This is a genomic window from Microvirga sesbaniae (assembly GCF_025460805.1).
Classification (GTDB): domain Bacteria; phylum Pseudomonadota; class Alphaproteobacteria; order Rhizobiales; family Beijerinckiaceae; genus Microvirga; species Microvirga sesbaniae.
On the sequence record NZ_JAMXFJ010000007.1, the window covers coordinates 55,347 to 71,448 of the forward strand.

A 16,102-nucleotide genomic window follows, 5' to 3' on the forward strand; every position below is an offset into this window, starting at 1 on the left:
TCATGCACCGCGACGGCGGCAAAGAAGATCGTCTGCTGCGGGTCAACCTTCGGGTCTACATCCGAGTGGTGCCAGGTCCAGACCTTCCCCCATCAGGACCGACTTTCAACCAGCCCGCTGCACCGCCGGCGGTGTCCATGAGCCGTCGAGGATTGCGGTCTTCGGCCAGTAGGCCCGCAGGTACAGGGTGAAGTCGGATCCCTTCGGGGCGGGCAGCCAGTTGCCGCGCCGGGATTCCGGTGGCGGGTCGGCCTGTACGTCGATCGTGAGTGATCCGTCCGGATTGGATTGCAGTGACTTGTTCTTGGTGCCCAGCGAGTACCGCCGGATCTCGTTCGGCACAAAGAAGTGGTGTTCGTCGTACAGGGTCAAGGACCAGAACCCGTCCACCGGCGGCGTCTGGTCCTTGGCGAACGTCACCAGGTAGCGGCGGGCCCCGTTGAGACGAGCGCCGGAAGCGTCGAGATCCTGGTAGTAGTACTTCGTCTCGCGGGGTGCGTTGACCAGAATGTTCGACTTCGCGACCGCCGTCCGTGTGAAGTAGTCGGTGCCGAAGGCGGCGCTGTTCGAGATCGAGCTCCAGTGATGGGGCAGTGGCTGGCCCCAGTTGCGGAACTGGAGCAGTGGGCCGACAAGCTCCATGTCCGCCCTCTTCGCCTCGTCGGTCATCGCCTGCTTGAGGGCCGGATCCTTCTGGCCCGCAGCGATGACGGCCATGACCTGGGCATAGCGCGCCTCCTCGCCCGGCAGCGGCGGCGCATCCCTCAAGACCAGTGGCAGCTGGTCGAAGAAGGTCTCCGGGAACACCCAGCGTGTCTCACCCTGCCCGCTGTCGCCCGTGGGCGAGCCGAGCCGCGGGAGCTGGCGCCAGTCGCGCTGCTTCATCGTCCCGTCGAATTGTGCCAGCGGGTAGAGGTCGATGCCGCCGATGAGGGCCTGCACCGCCTGCCGGTCCTCGGCCGTGTCGTCCTGGAACACGCGCGGCACGATGAACGCCGTTCCGGTCTGGGTCCGGAACACCTTGGCGATGCCCTTGGGCACCTCGCCCTGCCAGTCGGCTCGTGCCAGCAGGTAGAAGCCGGGTTGCGTGCCGTACATCGATCCAAGCTCGGCAAACCCGTCCGTGCGCAGGTCCACCACCTGGCAGACCCAGAACCGCTCGCCGAAATCCGGCGCCTGCACCACCACAGGGGTCTCGTCGAGGGCCGCGATGGCGGCGCCGTAGACCACGTCCTGGTTCGGGCAGGCGACCCAGCGCTGCTCCGGCTCGATGTAGTCGTGCAGCATCGACAGGGTGTTGAGCGGCGCGAAGGGCAGCACGCCGTTCATGAGGCCAGCCCGTGGGGCCTGCTGGAAGGCAAGGCGGCGGTTGTAGATGTTGATCAGCGGCCATGCCCAGAAATAGGCGTCGCGGGCGACCATCCTGGCATAAGGCTCGGTGATCCTGACGCTGACGTCAGGTCCGGACGGCATGGCCCGCGCTCGGTTCGGGGATGTGTCCTTGCCGCGCGTATCGATCATTGGCCGCCCTCCCATCCCTGCCGCCGTTCCTCGTGGCCGGCACCCTCGCGGGCTCCTTGCGCCTGCCTAGTTCGCCCGCCGGATCGGCGGTGGGTAATAGGTGCCGTTCGCCACGCCGCCGATCGGGCCGTAGAAGCGAAAGGTCAGGCGGTAGACCGATCCCTTCGGCGTCGGCAGCCAGTTGCCGTCGGGCGCGTCCGCGGGCTTCTCAGCCGCAAAGTAGAGCTTCAACGATCCGTCCGGACCATACTCGGGCTTGGATTGCTCATTGATCAGGAAGCGGTTGAGCGGGTTGGGCAGGACACGGAAGTGCCTGGTGTCGACTGCGATCACCGACCAGAAATAGGTCGCAAAACTGGCCGGCAACTGCTCCTTGGCGAAGGTCATCGTGTAGGCATGGTCGCCGGACAGGGGCGACCCGGCGCCATCGGTGCTGGCCCGGTAGTACATCACCTCCGGGGCGATGTTGGCCCAGATGCCCCCGTAGTTGATCAGGATGCGGGCCAGGTAGTCGATGTTATAGGCACCGACTACCGCGGGGCGTGCCCAGCCGTTGCGGATGGTGCCGTGCCCGATGGACGGCCCGGCCCTGGCGAAGTCGGCGAAGGCCACCGTGCGGATCGCCCGATCGACCCGCGCCCGCTGCTCGGGATCCCGGATCGCCTTCGCGATGGCGCGAACCTTCTCCTGCAACGGCTCCAGACCCGGATTGAGGTCGGGCTCGCCGTCGAGGGCCGTCTCCGCTGCGTCGAAGGCCTCGACGCCAGGCAGGTTCTCGAGCGCGAAGACCGGCGTCTTCGGGATGTCCGGCAGCTTGGGGGTTCCGGTTACCCGGAACGTGATCTGGTGCTGCAAGGCGACCGCCCGAGCCCAGTCGTCGCCCAGTGCGATGCGGGCGAGCACGCGCGAGTATTTCACCGGCAGGTCGATGCGCTGGACATCGGCCGGCAGCGCAACTTGCGCCCCCTGAAGGCAGATGGCGAAGTCACCGGATGGCCGCTTGGGGAAGAGCCGCTCGTTGATGTTGGCCAGCGTCTCGCCCCAGCCGTTGAGAAACTGCACCGTGTAATAGCGGTCGTCGATCCTCGGCACGGTGACGATCGTGCAACTGGTCTCGTCGACGGCGACCCAGGCCTCGGAATAGGCGACGTCGAGGTTCGGGTTGGGCCAGTCGACGGCTCCCGGCTTGCGGTGCCGGAGATCATTCCACTGGAAGCCCTCCTGGAAGTCGAGCTGCTGCTGGCGGGTCACCAGCAGGCGGCCGAGCAGATAGAGGTAGGCGTCGCTGATCTCCTGGTCGGAGACCGCGGCAGGCTGAGCCTGCGCAGGCGCCGGGAGATCGCCGAGGGCAAGTAAAGCAAGGACTCCGACGGCGGCTCCGGACATGCGCTTCATCGCGAACTTCCTTGCTTTCAGAGCTCAATCCACGGGAAACGCGGCAATGGCGCATGTCGCTCTCGTACGTGGACAAGTCGTAGGAAATCTAGCGGGTCAGCTTCAGGCTTGTATCAGGTTAAACCCTGAGATCTGGATGGGAAATCCCTCTATGGAGAGCTCCCGAAGGGCAGATATGGGCCACGCACTGACGGTCCCCTACCCTCCAGGAACGTTCGCTATTCCTCGCGAGTGTAGACACTCGGTCTACTTCCGCCTCGTGCCGATACCTGCCCTTCCGCCCAGACGCGAACAGGACCAACTTTCGGCTTGGCGCGCCATCATGCTGGCCGCCTCCGTCGAGGGGCCGACTACCGCGGAAGCACCTGTTCCGCGAGGATCTCGCCAACGGGCAGGCTGATGATGCAATGCAGACCGTCCGGCGTGAACTCCAGGCTGGCCTTGCCATTCAGTTCATAGGCCAACGTCCGCTCGATCAGCTCGGTGCCGAAGCCTCGCCTTCGTGGCGTCTCACCCGACAGCCTCACCCCCGTCTCGATCCAGCGGACGACGAGACGCGGCTCATCCTCCATCCTGTCGATGCTCCACCCCACCGTGATCCGTCCTTGGTCCGTCGACAGAGCACCATACTTCACGGCATTCGTCGCCAGCTCGTGGATGACAAGCGCGATGGTTTCGGCCGCCTTGGGCTTCAGGCGCACCTCCGGCCCCGTGATGCCGGCCACCCGCTCACCCTCCTGGGCTCCGAAGGCCAGCAGCCCCTCGGCCACCAGAAGCTCCAAATCGAGACCGGCGGTCGGATCCCGCGTGACGGCCGCCTGCACCCGGGCGAAGGCGTCGATACGCCCGTCCAGGTGCATGGCATAGTCCTCCACTGTCTCGTTGGTGACCGCCGTCCGGCGGGCGATGGAGCGGATCACCGCGAGCGTGTTGCGCACCCGGTGCTGCAACTCGGACAGCAGCAGCCGGGCCCGGCTTTCGCTCGCGCGAAGCGCCGCCTCGGCCTGTATGCCCTTCTCGATGCGCCGTTGCAGCTCCTCCTGGCTTTCCTTGGCCTCGTCGAGGGCCGAGGTCATCTGGAATGCGGCCGCGGCGAAGCGGGCGAGGCTTTGCAGAAGGCGAGCATCCTCTGCATCGAACTTGCCTTCGGGTGAGTGCTTGATGGCCCAGAGAGTGCCGACCGCCTCGCCGTTCACATGCCAGGGGGCGAGCAGGTTCTCGTAGATGCGTGGCTCGACACCCCGGAGGTCCGGAAAGAACCGCTCCGCCTCGTGGAACAGAAGAACGCGGTTGCGTTCCATCACCGTCCCACAGGGGCTCGCCTCCCGAGGCATGGTGCCATGAAGGTTCGGCGCGAACCCGCCAGCTGCGGCGCGCCAGCGGAGCATGCCGCTTGTTCCGCCGGGCTCCAGGATGCTGATGCCGGCGGAATCCGCTTGGCACAGCTCCATGACCAGTTCGGCGCATGTCTGGAGCACGCCGCCCGGATTGGTGGCCATCTCCTGGGCGAGACGCCCGAGCGCCCGGCTCTCGGCCTCATAGCCTGGGTTGCGGGAGGGTCGGCTCGCCAGCTCGGCCGTGATCAGGACGTCATCAACGCTGCCTGACGGATCCTTGTACTGGGTCACAGGATGCATCCTTTCTGCCTGAGCCGACCTGAACAACGCGCAAACTCACGATGAAGGTACGAGGTCATGGGATCTCATCCCCAGGAAGGCTCTCCCCGCTGTGGTTGAGGTGGAGGTAGTTGGGGTTGAACAGGGCGACCTCCTGCAAGACCTCCACATCCGGGATGATCAGGGTCTTGCCTTTCCAGACGATCAGCCCCTGCTCGCGCATCTGCTGGAGCGTGCGGTTGACATGGACCGTGGAGACCCCCGTGGCCTCCGCAAGCTGCTCCTGGGTCACCGGCAGCTCGAAGGAAGCGCCGCCGGCTTCGCCGTTCGCCAGGCCCACAACCCTGAGGCGCAGGAACAATTCACAGAATAGATGCGCCAGCCGCTCCAAGGCCTCCCGCTGGCCCAGGTTCGTGATCCACTCGCGCGCAGTCGCCTCCTCGACCAGCGAGGTCCACCACAGGGCGCGGCTGATGTGGGGCGAAGCGTCCGTCAGTTCCAGAACGGTATCGCTCGGGATTTCGGCGATGGTCAGAGGCGTCACCGCTCCCATGGAATGGTCCATCTGCTTCAGGATGAACATGTGCAGGCCGCAGATGTCGCCGGGCACCAGAAAGGCGGTGATCTGCCGTCGCCCGTCTTCGAGCACCTTGTAGCGGCAGGTCCAGCCCTCCAGGATCAGGTACACCTGCCCTGGCCGGTCCCCTTCACGAGTGATGTCCTCGCGTGGATCGAGCCGGCGCACCCTCAGGGCGGCAAGTCTCGCCAGCGCCTCCTTGTCCGTGGAAGAGAGCGTGGTGAACTGCTCCAGCTTGCGGATGAGATGGGTCGCCATTGATGGTTCTGCCGCTGCTTGGAACCGGGCATACAGCATCTGGAACGCCAGTCGCTCACCTATGTTATTCTGCCAACAGCACAGACTAACGTATGAGGACCCAGAGCCCGGGAGCGGCTGAACGAGGATGCGCATGACCGATCCTGCCCAAGAAGGAATGCTGGCCCGCCGCCGGATCATGGTGGTCGAGGACGAGTATTTCCTGGCCGATGACATAGCCAAGGCGCTGGAGGGACTCGGGGCCGAGATCGTCGGCCCGGTGCCCACGCGGGATCAGGCTTTCGCGCTGCTGGAAGCCGGGCCTGTGGATGCAGCCGTGCTCGACATCAACCTCAAGAGGCAGACCGTCTATCCCGTGGCGGATGTGCTCCGGGAGCATGGTGTGCCGTTCGTCTTCGCCACGGGCCTTGCCGAGAGCTCCGTGCCGCCGGCCTACCGGGATGTGCCTCTCTGGGAGAAACCGTTCAAGCCAGAGGCCTTGGCACGAGCGCTCCCAAGCCTCATGCAGAAATCGAACGCCTAAAGCATCGGACGTGAAAAGTGGACTTGCACTTTTGGGATCCATCCGATGCTTTCTTCTTGAATGAGAGCATCGGTCAGAACGGACCCAGCGGGCCGCGCCAGCGAAAACCGGATCCACTTTTCACTGGCGTGGCCCTCTGGGTCCGTCCGATGCGCTAGTCCGCTGGCACCCGGTAGTCTTCGCCCAACTCGGTGCCATGCCGTTCACGCTGATCGGCATTGCCCTCTCCATCTTCATGAGCTTTCGGAACAACGCCTGCTATGACCGCTGGTGGGAGGCTCGTAAGCTCTGGGGCCAGCTCATCATCGAAGCGCGCTCGTTCGCTCGTCAGACGATGGATCTCGATGTGGCTCGGCGCGAGCCGCTTCTGCTCGGCCTGTGTGGCTTTGCGCATGGATTGGCGGCCCGGCTGCGCGACCAGGATGAGGTCGGCCGAATGAAGCCTTGGATCGGACAGGACATCAAGGGCGCCGGCGCGAACCCGACCGATGCGGTCCTGCGCGAGATCGGGCGGCAATGCGCCCAGCTGAGCTCAACCGGCACGATCAGCGACATCCGGTACTCCGTGCTCGAGCAACGTCTGAGTGCCCCGAGTGCCGTCCAGGCGGGCTGCGAGCGGATCAAAGCAACGCCGCTGCCCTTCGCCTACACTCTCCTGCTGCATCCGATGCTCCACTCTTTGAGGAGCGCATCGTGGTTCGACTTCCATCACCTTCAACTGAACCATCACTTCTCCGCGATCAGAGCGGACGTCCCGCCGGGCCTATCAGGCGGGACGTCTCATCCATCCATGTACCGTTGGAACGCTACGGATCCGGTCGAAAGGCAGGGCCCGCTGTGGATCGATGAGAGCCTTCCCGCCAAGTCATGTGCTGGCCCGGCCATTGGGCCGTTGCTGAACATCATCGTACTTCCGGGAAGCGCCAGCAAAGGAAATTCGACGCACAGAACGCCACGATCCCGTTCATCTGACGTTGCCCTCCTGAGGCCCGGAGAGCGTCGTGCGAGGAAGCAGGCCCGGTTCCTCGCGAAGAAGGAAGCTTCACCGACGAGACTGAGCCAGCATCCTGATCCCGCCAGAATGCAATCTGCCTTGGAATGCGCGTGCGTCCGACAGACCTCGCTCAGGTCCTGACGTCCAACGGAACTGTTGGGACCAGAACCTGGGAGGGGTCCTTTCCGCGATCGATGCTTGGCCTGTCGCGGCGGTATGGCTTCGCAAAATGCGCTTCGAGACGACGTCCAACAAACGCGATCGCCCAGCACAGCACGAAATAGACAACCAGAATGGCGCCGTAAACGAGGTAGGCAGGGCTCCCGCCGCGCGCGATCGTCGTCTGTTCGATGAGGACTTGTGCCGAGCGCAGGAGCTCGTTGACACCGAGGACTGCGCCAAGCGAGCTCGCCTGCACCAATCCGGTCACGAGGCTGATGTAAGGCGGTAGGATAACGGGCATGGCTTGAGGGACGACCACCAGAAGAAGCCCCTTCCAGCCGCTGAGCCCAAAAGCCTGAACCGTCTCCGATTGTCCTCTGGGGACAGCGGCGAGGCCTGCACGAATGATATGCGCGCCGTTCGCGCCACCCCAGACCGATACGCTGAGCGCGCTCGACCAGAACGGATTGAGCGAGATCCCGATATGGGGCAGGATGAAGTAGACGAGCAGCACCGTCACCATGAGGGGGATGTCCCGCAGACATTCCACGATGAGGAAAACGGGGCGGCTGAGCCAGCGGGACGGCAACGACAGGCCAGCCGCAAAGAGGATCGCGAACAGGGTTCCGCCCAGGATCATCACCAGCGACAGGAGCAGCGTGTTCAGGAGGCCGTCGAACAGGAAAGACCGGAACTCGAGAAGTAGCATTGACTATCTCCCTGCAAAAGGCCGATTGAGGCGATGCTCCAGTGCGTGCCCCAGGCCGGACAGAGCAAAGACGCAGAGCAGGTAGATCACGCAGATGGAGAAGAACATCTCGATGGCCCGGAAATCATAGGCAATGCGATCGACGGCCACGAAGGTCAGTTCCACGAGGCCGATAGCCTGGAGATAGGCGGAGTTCTTGACCGTGGCTACGATTGTGTTCATCGAGGACGGCAGCGCCGCCCGGGCGGCCAGCGGGAAAACAACCAGAAGAGCATGATGCCAGCGTTTCAGGCCGAGGGATGCGGACGCATCGCGAACACCATGGCTGACGGCGGCAAGCCCTCCGCGGAAGTTCTCGATCTGAAAGGCGCTCGCCCATAAGGTCAGTGCCGCGACGCCCGACCAGAAGACCGACAGGCGCAGGCCAAGGCTCGGCAGGCCATAGAAAATGAAGAAGATCTGCACGAGATACGGCGTACCGCGGATGAACTCGACATAGCCGGTGACGAGATATTCAGCCGGCTTGAAGCCGCTCGTGCGCAGCGCAGCGCCGACGGCACCGACGATGCATGAAAGCAGGATGGCGAGACCGCTGACCGTGAGGGTCACTTTCAGCCCCCTCATCAGGTCCGGCAGCGCATCGAGAATATAATTGAAATCCATCACATTCCGACCTTTGCTGAAGATGGTCGACCGAGCATCCGAGGTGGCTGCGGGGTGGAGGATTTGGCCTCCACCCGGCCTCTGTCAGCCGCTCAGTTCGTGGCCGGCGGATCGGTCTCGAAGGACTTGATCATCTCCTTGGCGACGATCGGGTCGGAGACGTGGCTGGGCACCACCTGCGAGAAGAATTTCTCCTCTTTCATTTTCTTCAGGGCGGCATTCACAAAGGCCTTGAGCTCAGGCTCGTTCTTGCGAATGCCGACACCGTTGAACCCGAGATCGACTTCCTCCTTGAGAATACGGAAAGCGGGATAGTTGCTGATCAGGGTCGCAATCGTGACTGCATCGCCCACATATCCGTCGGCCCGACCCTGCTGGAGGGCCTGGATGTTATCTGCATTGGTGTTGAGCTGCACGAATTGAATGCCGGGAATGCGGTCGCGCAACCATTTGAGCTGATTGCCACCCTTCACGATCAGGATCGACTTTCCCTCGAGATCAGCGAGCTTCTGGACCGGGCTGTCCTTCGGCACGATGACGTTGCTGCCGCCCCAGTAATAGATGTCGGAATAATCGATCACCTGCTCGCGCGGCGGGGTCTTGCCGAGGGTCGCGAGGATGAGGTCGATCTTGCCGCCGGTCAGGGATGGAATGCGTGCGTCGGTGGCGACGCAGCTCAGCTCCGCCTTGTCCGGAGAGCCGAAGGCATAGGTGCCGATCTTCTTCGCCATCTCGACCTCCACGCCGACCGGCTTGCCGTCGGGGCCGGAGGAGCCGAACGGCGGGGAGTCGCACTTGACTCCGATGCGGATGACGCCCGCATCCTTGATCGCCTTCGGCAAGGCTGGAAGATCCTGCGCCGAGGCTGCCGTCGCCTGAGACGCGATGGCGGCGATGAAGCCCAATGATGCGATAGCGTAGCGAAGCATGCTGATCTGTCGGTTCATGGATATTTCCCTTTGGATTTCTGGGTCTGGAGGTGCGAACGTTGATCGTTCGTCGATTTGTTGCTGCGGAACGCGGCCGTCCGCGGGAAGCCCGTTGTTCTCCCAGAGCATCGGACGTGAAAAATGGAGCCGCTTCTGGGATCGATTCCGATGCTCAACCTCTTGAGCGGCGCGCGGCTCGACGTGAAAAACCGGGTCCACTTTTTCGCCCGGCGCGCTAGTGCAGGATCTGGCTCAGGAAGGCCCGGGTGCGACGTTCCCGAGGGTTGCGGAAGAACTCGTCAGGAGGTGCCGTCTCCACGACCCGGCCCGCATCCATGAAGATCACCCGGTCGGCGACCTGCCGGGCGAAGCCCATTTCGTGCGTGACGCACACCATGGTCATTCCGTCGCTGGCAAGTTGCGCCATCGTGTCCAGAACTTCGCGCACGAGCTCGGGGTCGAGTGCCGAGGTCGGTTCGTCGAACAGCATGATCTTCGGGTTCATGCAGAGCGAGCGTGCAATGGCAGCTCGCTGCTGCTGCCCACCAGACAGCTGGCTCGGATAGAAGTTTGCTTTGTCCGGAATGCGTACGCGCTCGAGATAGCGCAGCGCCAGGGCGTCTGCGTCCTTCCGCGGCACCCCCTTAACCCACCGGGGCGCGAGGGTGCAGTTCTCCAGAACGGTCAGGTGCGGATAAAGATTGAAGCTCTGAAACACCATGCCGATATCCTGACGGACACGCTCGATGCTGCGCTTGCTCTCCGTGAGCTCGATCCCGTTGACGACGATCCGGCCTTTCTGGTGCTTCTCAAGATGGTTGATGCAGCGGATCATCGTGGATTTCCCCGATCCGGACGGACCGCAGACGACGACCTTCTGGCCTTTCCCTACTGTCAGATTGATGTCATGCAGCACCTGCACCGTGCCGAACCATTTGTCGACGTTGCTGAACTCGACGCAGACATCTTGGCTGCCGCCGGTCGCATGATTGCTGGTCTGTCCCATGTCCGTCTCCCGAGACTGCTGTCCTAGGTTCAGCTTTGTTCAAAGGTTGGCTCTCCGCCTCGCGCGGAGAACCGCCAGGTGCTGGCCGCTACGCGAACCGGTCGGGCCGGAACGTGGCGAGCAGAGGGCTCGCCTCCCCCGTGACGATTTCCCGGGCCAGCAATTCACCCGTGATCAAACCCATCGTGGCACCGCTGTGAGTAAAGGCTACGTAATAACCCGGAACCGCCTCGAGGGCGCCGAGAACCGGTTCGCCATCCTTCGGCACAGGCTTCGGCCCGGCGGCATAAGAGTCGATTTCGATCTTCGGATTGTCGGCGAGCACCGCAGAGGCCTCCTCCGCGAGCTTGTGGACCGTCGACTCCCGCACCTCGTAGGTCCCATCCGCATGGCGGACGACCTCATCCTCCGACCAGGCGGAGTCGAACACGATGGCGCCGTCCGGCGTGGGGCGCACAGCCACGCGCGGCGTGTTGAGAACAGCCCGCAGACCAGTTTTGAGCGGCTTCGAGCGGACCAGAAGCGAGATCGGGGTTGCGTCCGGAATGGCAACGCCGACATCTGCAACCATCTTGGGGACGGCAGCGCCGGCAGCCACCAGGACGGCATCGGCCACAATCTGCCTGCCGCTCGACGTCGATACTCCTGTTGCTCGCCCGCCCTTGACATCGACGCTGGCCCGACCGGCATGCGTGAGGATCTCGCCACCCAGCGTGGCAAACTCGTCGAGCAGCACGCGGATCAGGGACGGCAGGTCCACCCAGCCCTCTCCGGGATTGAAGATCGCGCCCTGACGCGTGATCGCACGCGCATCGACGCCCGGCGTCATGGCGGCGACCTGTTCAGGAGCAAGAAGCCGCGCGTCGTAGCCGATGCTCTGTTCGTGCGCGAACGCCTCGGCGATCCTGTTCGAGCTGTCATCGGCATCCCACGTCAGACCTCCGTCGAAGCGCAGCCAGGGCGCGGCGGGGTACCGGGCCGCCAGGGTGCGGTAGCGATCGATGCCGATCATGCGCAGCTTATGATATTCGGCAGAGCGGAAACGAGCCGAGTTCAGCCAGGCGAGCGAGCGGCCCGAGGCTTCGCTCGACAATCCACCTTCGGTTACCAACGTCACGCGAGCGCCCAAGCGCGCAAGCTGTACGGCTGAGGACGCCCCGAGAATCCCGCCGCCGATGACAGCAACCCGCAAAGATGAGGATGGAGAATTCACCAGATAGTTCCTTCTGTGGTTGTGCTCGTTGACTGGTTCGATCTGTCAGCCCGGGAGACCGGCAGGCCGATCTGTTGGAAGGCAATCAGGGGCGCTCCCATTTCCCGGTCTGCGCAGAGCGGAAGAGAGCGTCGATCACACGCATGTTCGACACGGCGTCGGCGCTTCCCCATTCGAGGGGCTTCTCGCCGAGCACCGCCTGTGAGAAGGCATCACCCTGCAAAGTGTACTGATCACTGGGGGGTATCGTGATGACGTCCCTGCCGCCGCCGGAGAGATCCCGCCCGTCGTCGACCACGATAACGGCTTCCATGCCGGCAGGCGCATTGAACGGAATCTGGATTTCGATGCGCCCTTGGGTACCGAGGATCTGCACACGCTGGCATGGCACGAGCTGGGTCGCGGAGGTGAAGGTCATCTGCCGGCCGCCGAGGAATTCCGCCAAGCCGCTGCTCAAGCGGTCCGTTCCCATCTGGGGATCCCTGTCGAACAGGCCGATCACGCGCTCCGGCTCGGCGTCAAACACGAAACGGGCCGTGTTGATGGCATAGCAGCCGATATCGTAGAGCCCTCCGCCGCCGATATCGGCCTGATTGCGGATGTTGCTGGGATCCGTCAGGAAATAGGAGAAGATTGTCTGGATGGCACGCACCTCTCCCAGGCGTCCGCTGCGAACGATCTCGCGCACACGGTGCCATTGCGGATGGAAGCGCACCATGAAGGCTTCGCCCACGAGCAAGCCGCTCTTCTTCTGAGCAGCCTCGATCTGCCGCGCCTCCTCGGCATTGAGAGCAATCGGTTTTTCGCACAGGACATGCTTGCCGGCCTCGAGCGCCTTGATGGTCAGAGGCGCATGCAGATGGTTCGGAAGCGGATTGTAGATCGCGTCGATGTCCGGATCGGCGAGCAACGCCTCATACGACCCATAGGCCTTTGGAATTCCGAGATCCACGGCGGCTTCGCGGGCCCGGTCTTCATCTCGGGACGCAATCGCCACAACCTCCGTGAAGGCTCCTGCCTTCATGGCCGGAATGACGTGTTTCCTGGCGATTTGGGCGGTGCTCAGCACACCCCACCTGACTTTTTTCGACACGGGTCATACACCTTTGCAGAGGAGAAGGAGCCAAACAGCACGGCTGCTGCGTCGCGCTGAGCGAATGGGCGTTTGGAGAGGGTCGGAAGCCCCATTGGCGCGGCAAGCCACGCCGGTGCGAGGGGACAACGCACGGCCATGCTGAAGCCGCCATGCCGCTCCGGCTCCGGCACCAGCGTCACGGCCGCTCTGTCCTGTCCTCACGCTGCGACCTCGATCCACACTCATCTTGGTTTCCATTTCCGATGAACGAGACAAACTGATAGTATGAGACCGGTTTCAATGCTATTTGAGACCGGTCTCATTTGTCAACAGGCGCTCTGCTTGACGATTCAACAGATTGCCTCTTAGGTCGTCGGCCATGAACAACAGAACGGTCCAGAAGCGGTTGGTCACTCTCCAGGACGTCGCCCGTGAGGCGGGCGTCTCCAAGGCTACGGCCGCCAGGGTGCTGGGCAGCTATGGAACGGCTAGCCCGGAGGTGAAGGAAAAAGTTCTTCATGCGGCGCGTATTCTGGGCTATCGGCCGAATGAACTCGCCCGCAGCATGACGACGGGCCGCTCGCGAACAATCGGTGTTGTCGTCGGCGACATCGAGAACCCCTATTTCGGGCAGGCCGTCCGTGGCATCAGCGAAGTGGCGAGCGCCGCAGGGTTCGACGTCATCCTGGCCAATTCCGGGGAAGTGGTCGGCAGGGAGCAGGCCGCCGTCCAGGTGCTTCTCGGCAAGCGGGTTGACGGCCTGATCATCACTCCTGCATCCATGTTCGATATCCAGCATCTGGAAGCTGTGCAGAGATCTGGCAGGCCGCTGGTTCTGCTGGACCGCGCCATTCCCAAGCTGAAGGTCGACAGCGTCATCACGGACGACCAGGCCGCAGCCGCAGTGGCCACGCGCATGCTGATCGAGGCCGGACACAGGCGGATCGCCTACATCACGGCGACGGCTTCCGATGATCCGATCTACAGGGGACCTCAGCAGATCAGCCTGACAACCGTGATGGATCGCATCAACGGTTTTCTAGCAGCGTCCGCCGCGGCGGGGATCAAACATCCCGAGCAGTATATCCGCCTGGGAGCATCGCGCCAGGGCGCTTCGGGGCGAATCATCGCCGATCTTCTCTCAATGCCCCATCGTCCGACTGCCATCCTGGCATCGGACAACGTGGTCGGGCTCGAGGTGTTCAAGGTCATCCGCAACCTGGGCATGTCAATCCCCGCCGATCTTTCTCTCATCGCCTTCCACGATGCAGACTGGACCAGCGTCACGAGTCCGCCGATCACAGTCATCTCACAGCCGGTCTACAATCTCGGCGTCGAGAGCGCGCAGATCCTGCTCGAGCGCATCACCGGAGCCGTCGGGACGCCGAAGCGACTGGTGCTTGCCACGGAGCTGATCGAGCGGCAGTCGGTCGGCGCACCACCCGCTCCTCAGGATGACGAGAAGAAGGTAAAGTCCCGGCCGGCCGCGAAAGCTGTCGTGGGATAGGCTCGTGCGACAAGCACGAGACCGTGATCCATGTCGCTGATCGACAGCCACGCATCCGAGGTATTCATGCTGAACGCCATTCACCATGTCGCGATCATCTGCTCGGATTACGAGCGCTCGAAGCACTTCTATTCCCAGATCCTGAGACTCCCGGTCATTCGCGAGATCTGGCGCGCAGAGCGGCAATCCTGGAAGTGCGATCTTCAGATCGGCTCGGATCTTCAGATCGGCTCGGCCCAGATCGAGCTTTTCTCGTTTCCAGACCCGCCGCCCCGCCCGTCCCGACCGGAGGCTTGCGGCCTGCGCCACCTCGCCTTCCGTGTGCAATCCCTGGAGCCGATCATTGCTCGTCTGGAAGAATTTGGGATCATCGTCGAGCCGATCCGCATCGACGAGCATACGCGGCAGCGTTTCACCTTCTTCGCCGACCCTGACGGAACGCCCCTGGAACTTTATGAAGATAGCGCCGAGGGTTCAAGAACATCCTGACGCCGTACCCTGGACAAGACAGCCCGACTCGGCTGCACGGCGTCACCTGCGGGAGCATCACTCCCAAAAGTGGGCCCGCTTCCCGGTTCGATGCTCCCGGTTCAGCAGCATCCCGACCGCTTGAGGTCGGGATCGGACATCGTCACCGCCGTGTCGGCGGAAATACGTGACGGCCCCAACTTCTGGATCGGGTCATTCTCTGCCGATCATCTGCCCTTCGAGAATGTCCGGTGTTCGTCTCTTCAGCTGCCCCTTAGAGCCTCGGACGTGACCCAGAGGGCCGCGCCGGTGACCCGGAGGGCCGATGCGGCAATCCTACCCAGCTTGCGCAAAATGCGCATAGGTTGACTTTATGGAGGAAAATTGCACAAAACGCGCGGATAAGACGGCTCGTCATAGCCAACAATGCGAATTTCGCGCAATATAGGGTGGGAATATGCCCCAGATTCCGATCAAGAGAGCCATCGAGAAGGTCCCGGGAGGCATGATGGTCGTGCCGCTCCTGCTCGGTGCGCTGATCACGACGTTCTTTCCTGGAACTCCGAAGCTCTTCGGCTCCTTCACGGGCGCCCTGTTCACGGGCGCTTTGACCATCCTGGCCGTCTTCTACGTCTGCATGGGGGCCAGCATCGACTTCAAGGCAACCCCCTACATCGTGAAGAAGGGCGGCACATTGTTCATGGTCAAGGTCGGCATGGCGATGGTGCTCGGCATCGTCTTCGGCCGCATTCTCGGTGAGGCTCCGGTCACCTCCGGCGTCTTCGCCGGACTTTCCACCCTGGCCATCGTTGCTGCGATGAACGACACGAACGGGGGCCTCTACATGGCCCTGATGGGGCAGTACGGACGCCCGCGCGACGTTGGCGCCTACACCATCATGACCCTGGAATCCGGACCGTTCCTGACCATGGTCACGCTCGGCGTCGCCGGCCTCTCGGCCTTCCCCTGGCAGACGATGGTCGGCAGCATCCTGCCTCTCGCCGTGGGCATGCTCCTGGGCAACCTCGACCGTGAGATGCGCGCCTTCCTGAGCCGCGCCATCCCGGTCATGATCCCGTTCTTCGCCTTCGCCCTCGGCGCGGGCCTCGACCTGACCAAGATCTGGCAGGCGGGTCTCCTTGGTCTCGCGCTCGGCGTGGCGGTTGTCGTCGTCACGGGCATCCCGCTCTTCTTCGCGGATCGCCTGACCGGCGGCACCGGCGTCGCGGGCGTCGCCGCGGCATCGACGGCCGGCAATGCGGCAGCCGTTCCGGCTATCGTCGCCGCCGCCAACCCGGCCTATGCCGATGCAGCCGGCCCGGCGACCGTCCTGGTCGCCGCTACGGTGGTCGTGACCGCGATCCTCGTCCCCCTGGCGACCGCCTGGACGGCTCGCACCTTCGGACGTCCCGAGGAGGACACTGCGCAAGACGCCGCCGCTGTCGAGGTCGGCGCCGTGCCTGCCGGGACATCTGGAGGTCACTGA

15 protein-coding genes are annotated in these 16,102 nt (G+C 63.4%); 5 read left to right on the forward strand and 10 right to left on the reverse strand.

Annotation, left to right across the window (positions count from 1 at the left end; genetic code table 11):
* Positions 1-105: 105 nt before the first annotated feature.
* The 4 genes from OCW50_RS12275 to OCW50_RS12290 form a co-directional block, all read right to left on the reverse strand.
* A complete protein-coding gene (locus OCW50_RS12275) occupies positions 106-1,521 on the reverse strand; it encodes a DUF1254 domain-containing protein (protein WP_262297713.1) in 1,416 nt (471 codons plus the stop codon).
* A 66-nt stretch (positions 1,522-1,587) separates the two neighbouring features.
* The gene (locus tag OCW50_RS12280; protein WP_262297714.1) at positions 1,588-2,916 is read right to left on the reverse strand and encodes a DUF1214 domain-containing protein; all 1,329 of its coding nucleotides are present in this window, start codon (positions 2,914-2,916) and stop codon (positions 1,588-1,590) included.
* A 350-nt stretch (positions 2,917-3,266) separates the two neighbouring features.
* Positions 3,267-4,544, reverse strand: coding sequence for a sensor histidine kinase (locus OCW50_RS12285; RefSeq protein WP_262297715.1), 1,278 nt, complete (start codon positions 4,542-4,544; stop codon positions 3,267-3,269).
* Between the two features lie 64 nt (positions 4,545-4,608).
* Positions 4,609-5,367 (reverse strand): Crp/Fnr family transcriptional regulator, encoded by a 759-nt coding sequence (locus tag OCW50_RS12290; RefSeq protein WP_262297716.1) that lies wholly within the window; start codon positions 5,365-5,367, stop codon positions 4,609-4,611.
* Positions 5,368-5,500: 133 nt separating this feature from the next.
* Between OCW50_RS12290 and OCW50_RS12295 the strand changes: the two genes are divergently transcribed.
* The gene (locus OCW50_RS12295; protein WP_262297717.1) at positions 5,501-5,890 is read left to right on the forward strand and encodes a response regulator; all 390 of its coding nucleotides are present in this window, start codon (positions 5,501-5,503) and stop codon (positions 5,888-5,890) included.
* Positions 5,891-6,086: 196 nt separating this feature from the next.
* Positions 6,087-7,025: a bestrophin family protein gene (locus OCW50_RS12300; RefSeq protein ID WP_444547392.1), complete on the forward strand. Its 939-nt coding sequence runs from the start codon at positions 6,087-6,089 to the stop codon at positions 7,023-7,025.
* On the opposite strand, the gene OCW50_RS12305 is transcribed toward OCW50_RS12300, so the two are convergent.
* The 6 genes from OCW50_RS12305 to OCW50_RS12330 all read right to left on the reverse strand — a co-directional run bounded on the left by OCW50_RS12305 (position 7,015) and on the right by OCW50_RS12330 (position 12,659).
* On the reverse strand, positions 7,015-7,755 hold the full coding sequence (locus tag OCW50_RS12305) for an amino acid ABC transporter permease (RefSeq protein ID WP_262297718.1): 741 nt from the start codon (positions 7,753-7,755) through the stop codon (positions 7,015-7,017). The two genes, OCW50_RS12300 and OCW50_RS12305, sit on opposite strands and share 11 nt — an antisense overlap.
* 3 nt (positions 7,756-7,758) lie before the next feature.
* The gene (locus OCW50_RS12310) at positions 7,759-8,418 is read right to left on the reverse strand and encodes an amino acid ABC transporter permease (protein ID WP_262297719.1); all 660 of its coding nucleotides are present in this window, start codon (positions 8,416-8,418) and stop codon (positions 7,759-7,761) included.
* Between the two features lie 92 nt (positions 8,419-8,510).
* Complete coding sequence (locus tag OCW50_RS12315) at positions 8,511-9,365, reverse strand: transporter substrate-binding domain-containing protein (protein ID WP_262267744.1); 855 nt, start codon at positions 9,363-9,365, stop codon at positions 8,511-8,513.
* A 217-nt stretch (positions 9,366-9,582) separates the two neighbouring features.
* A complete protein-coding gene (locus tag OCW50_RS12320) occupies positions 9,583-10,353 on the reverse strand; it encodes an amino acid ABC transporter ATP-binding protein (protein WP_262297720.1) in 771 nt (256 codons plus the stop codon).
* A gap of 88 nt (positions 10,354-10,441) precedes the next feature.
* Entirely contained in the window at positions 10,442-11,566 is a 1,125-nt protein-coding gene (locus tag OCW50_RS12325) for an NAD(P)/FAD-dependent oxidoreductase (protein WP_262297721.1), read from the reverse strand.
* An 85-nt stretch (positions 11,567-11,651) separates the two neighbouring features.
* The gene (locus OCW50_RS12330; RefSeq protein WP_262297722.1) at positions 11,652-12,659 is read right to left on the reverse strand and encodes a Gfo/Idh/MocA family protein; all 1,008 of its coding nucleotides are present in this window, start codon (positions 12,657-12,659) and stop codon (positions 11,652-11,654) included.
* A gap of 361 nt (positions 12,660-13,020) precedes the next feature.
* On the opposite strand from OCW50_RS12330, the gene OCW50_RS12335 reads away from it, so the two are divergent.
* The 3 genes from OCW50_RS12335 to OCW50_RS12345 all read left to right on the forward strand — a co-directional run bounded on the left by OCW50_RS12335 (position 13,021) and on the right by OCW50_RS12345 (position 16,102).
* Complete coding sequence (locus tag OCW50_RS12335; RefSeq protein WP_262297723.1) at positions 13,021-14,148, forward strand: LacI family DNA-binding transcriptional regulator; 1,128 nt, start codon at positions 13,021-13,023, stop codon at positions 14,146-14,148.
* Positions 14,149-14,178: 30 nt separating this feature from the next.
* The gene (gloA2, locus tag OCW50_RS12340) at positions 14,179-14,637 is read left to right on the forward strand and encodes an SMU1112c/YaeR family gloxylase I-like metalloprotein (protein WP_315974422.1); all 459 of its coding nucleotides are present in this window, start codon (positions 14,179-14,181) and stop codon (positions 14,635-14,637) included.
* Positions 14,638-15,073: 436 nt separating this feature from the next.
* The gene (locus OCW50_RS12345) at positions 15,074-16,102 is read left to right on the forward strand and encodes a 2-keto-3-deoxygluconate permease (protein WP_315974423.1); all 1,029 of its coding nucleotides are present in this window, start codon (positions 15,074-15,076) and stop codon (positions 16,100-16,102) included.

Bases quoted from the DNA above. Each gene is read 5' to 3' on its own strand.
- OCW50_RS12305 (WP_262297718.1), bottom strand. From the start codon at position 7,755: ATGCTACTTCTCGAGTTCCGGTCTTTCCTGTTCGACGGCCTCCTGAAC.
- OCW50_RS12280 (WP_262297714.1), bottom strand. From the start codon at position 2,916: ATGAAGCGCATGTCCGGAGCCGCCGTCGGAGTCCTTGCTTTACTTGCC.
- OCW50_RS12275 (WP_262297713.1), bottom strand. From the start codon at position 1,521: ATGATCGATACGCGCGGCAAGGACACATCCCCGAACCGAGCGCGGGCC.
- OCW50_RS12300 (WP_444547392.1), top strand. From the start codon at position 6,087: ATGCCGTTCACGCTGATCGGCATTGCCCTCTCCATCTTCATGAGCTTT.
- OCW50_RS12295 (WP_262297717.1), top strand. From the start codon at position 5,501: ATGACCGATCCTGCCCAAGAAGGAATGCTGGCCCGCCGCCGGATCATG.
- OCW50_RS12315 (WP_262267744.1), bottom strand. From the start codon at position 9,365: ATGAACCGACAGATCAGCATGCTTCGCTACGCTATCGCATCATTGGGC.
- OCW50_RS12320 (WP_262297720.1), bottom strand. From the start codon at position 10,353: ATGGGACAGACCAGCAATCATGCGACCGGCGGCAGCCAAGATGTCTGC.
- OCW50_RS12335 (WP_262297723.1), top strand. From the start codon at position 13,021: ATGAACAACAGAACGGTCCAGAAGCGGTTGGTCACTCTCCAGGACGTC.
- gloA2 (WP_315974422.1), top strand. From the start codon at position 14,179: ATGTCGCTGATCGACAGCCACGCATCCGAGGTATTCATGCTGAACGCC.
- OCW50_RS12310 (WP_262297719.1), bottom strand. From the start codon at position 8,418: ATGGATTTCAATTATATTCTCGATGCGCTGCCGGACCTGATGAGGGGG.
- OCW50_RS12345 (WP_315974423.1), top strand. From the start codon at position 15,074: ATGCCCCAGATTCCGATCAAGAGAGCCATCGAGAAGGTCCCGGGAGGC.
- OCW50_RS12290 (WP_262297716.1), bottom strand. From the start codon at position 5,367: ATGGCGACCCATCTCATCCGCAAGCTGGAGCAGTTCACCACGCTCTCT.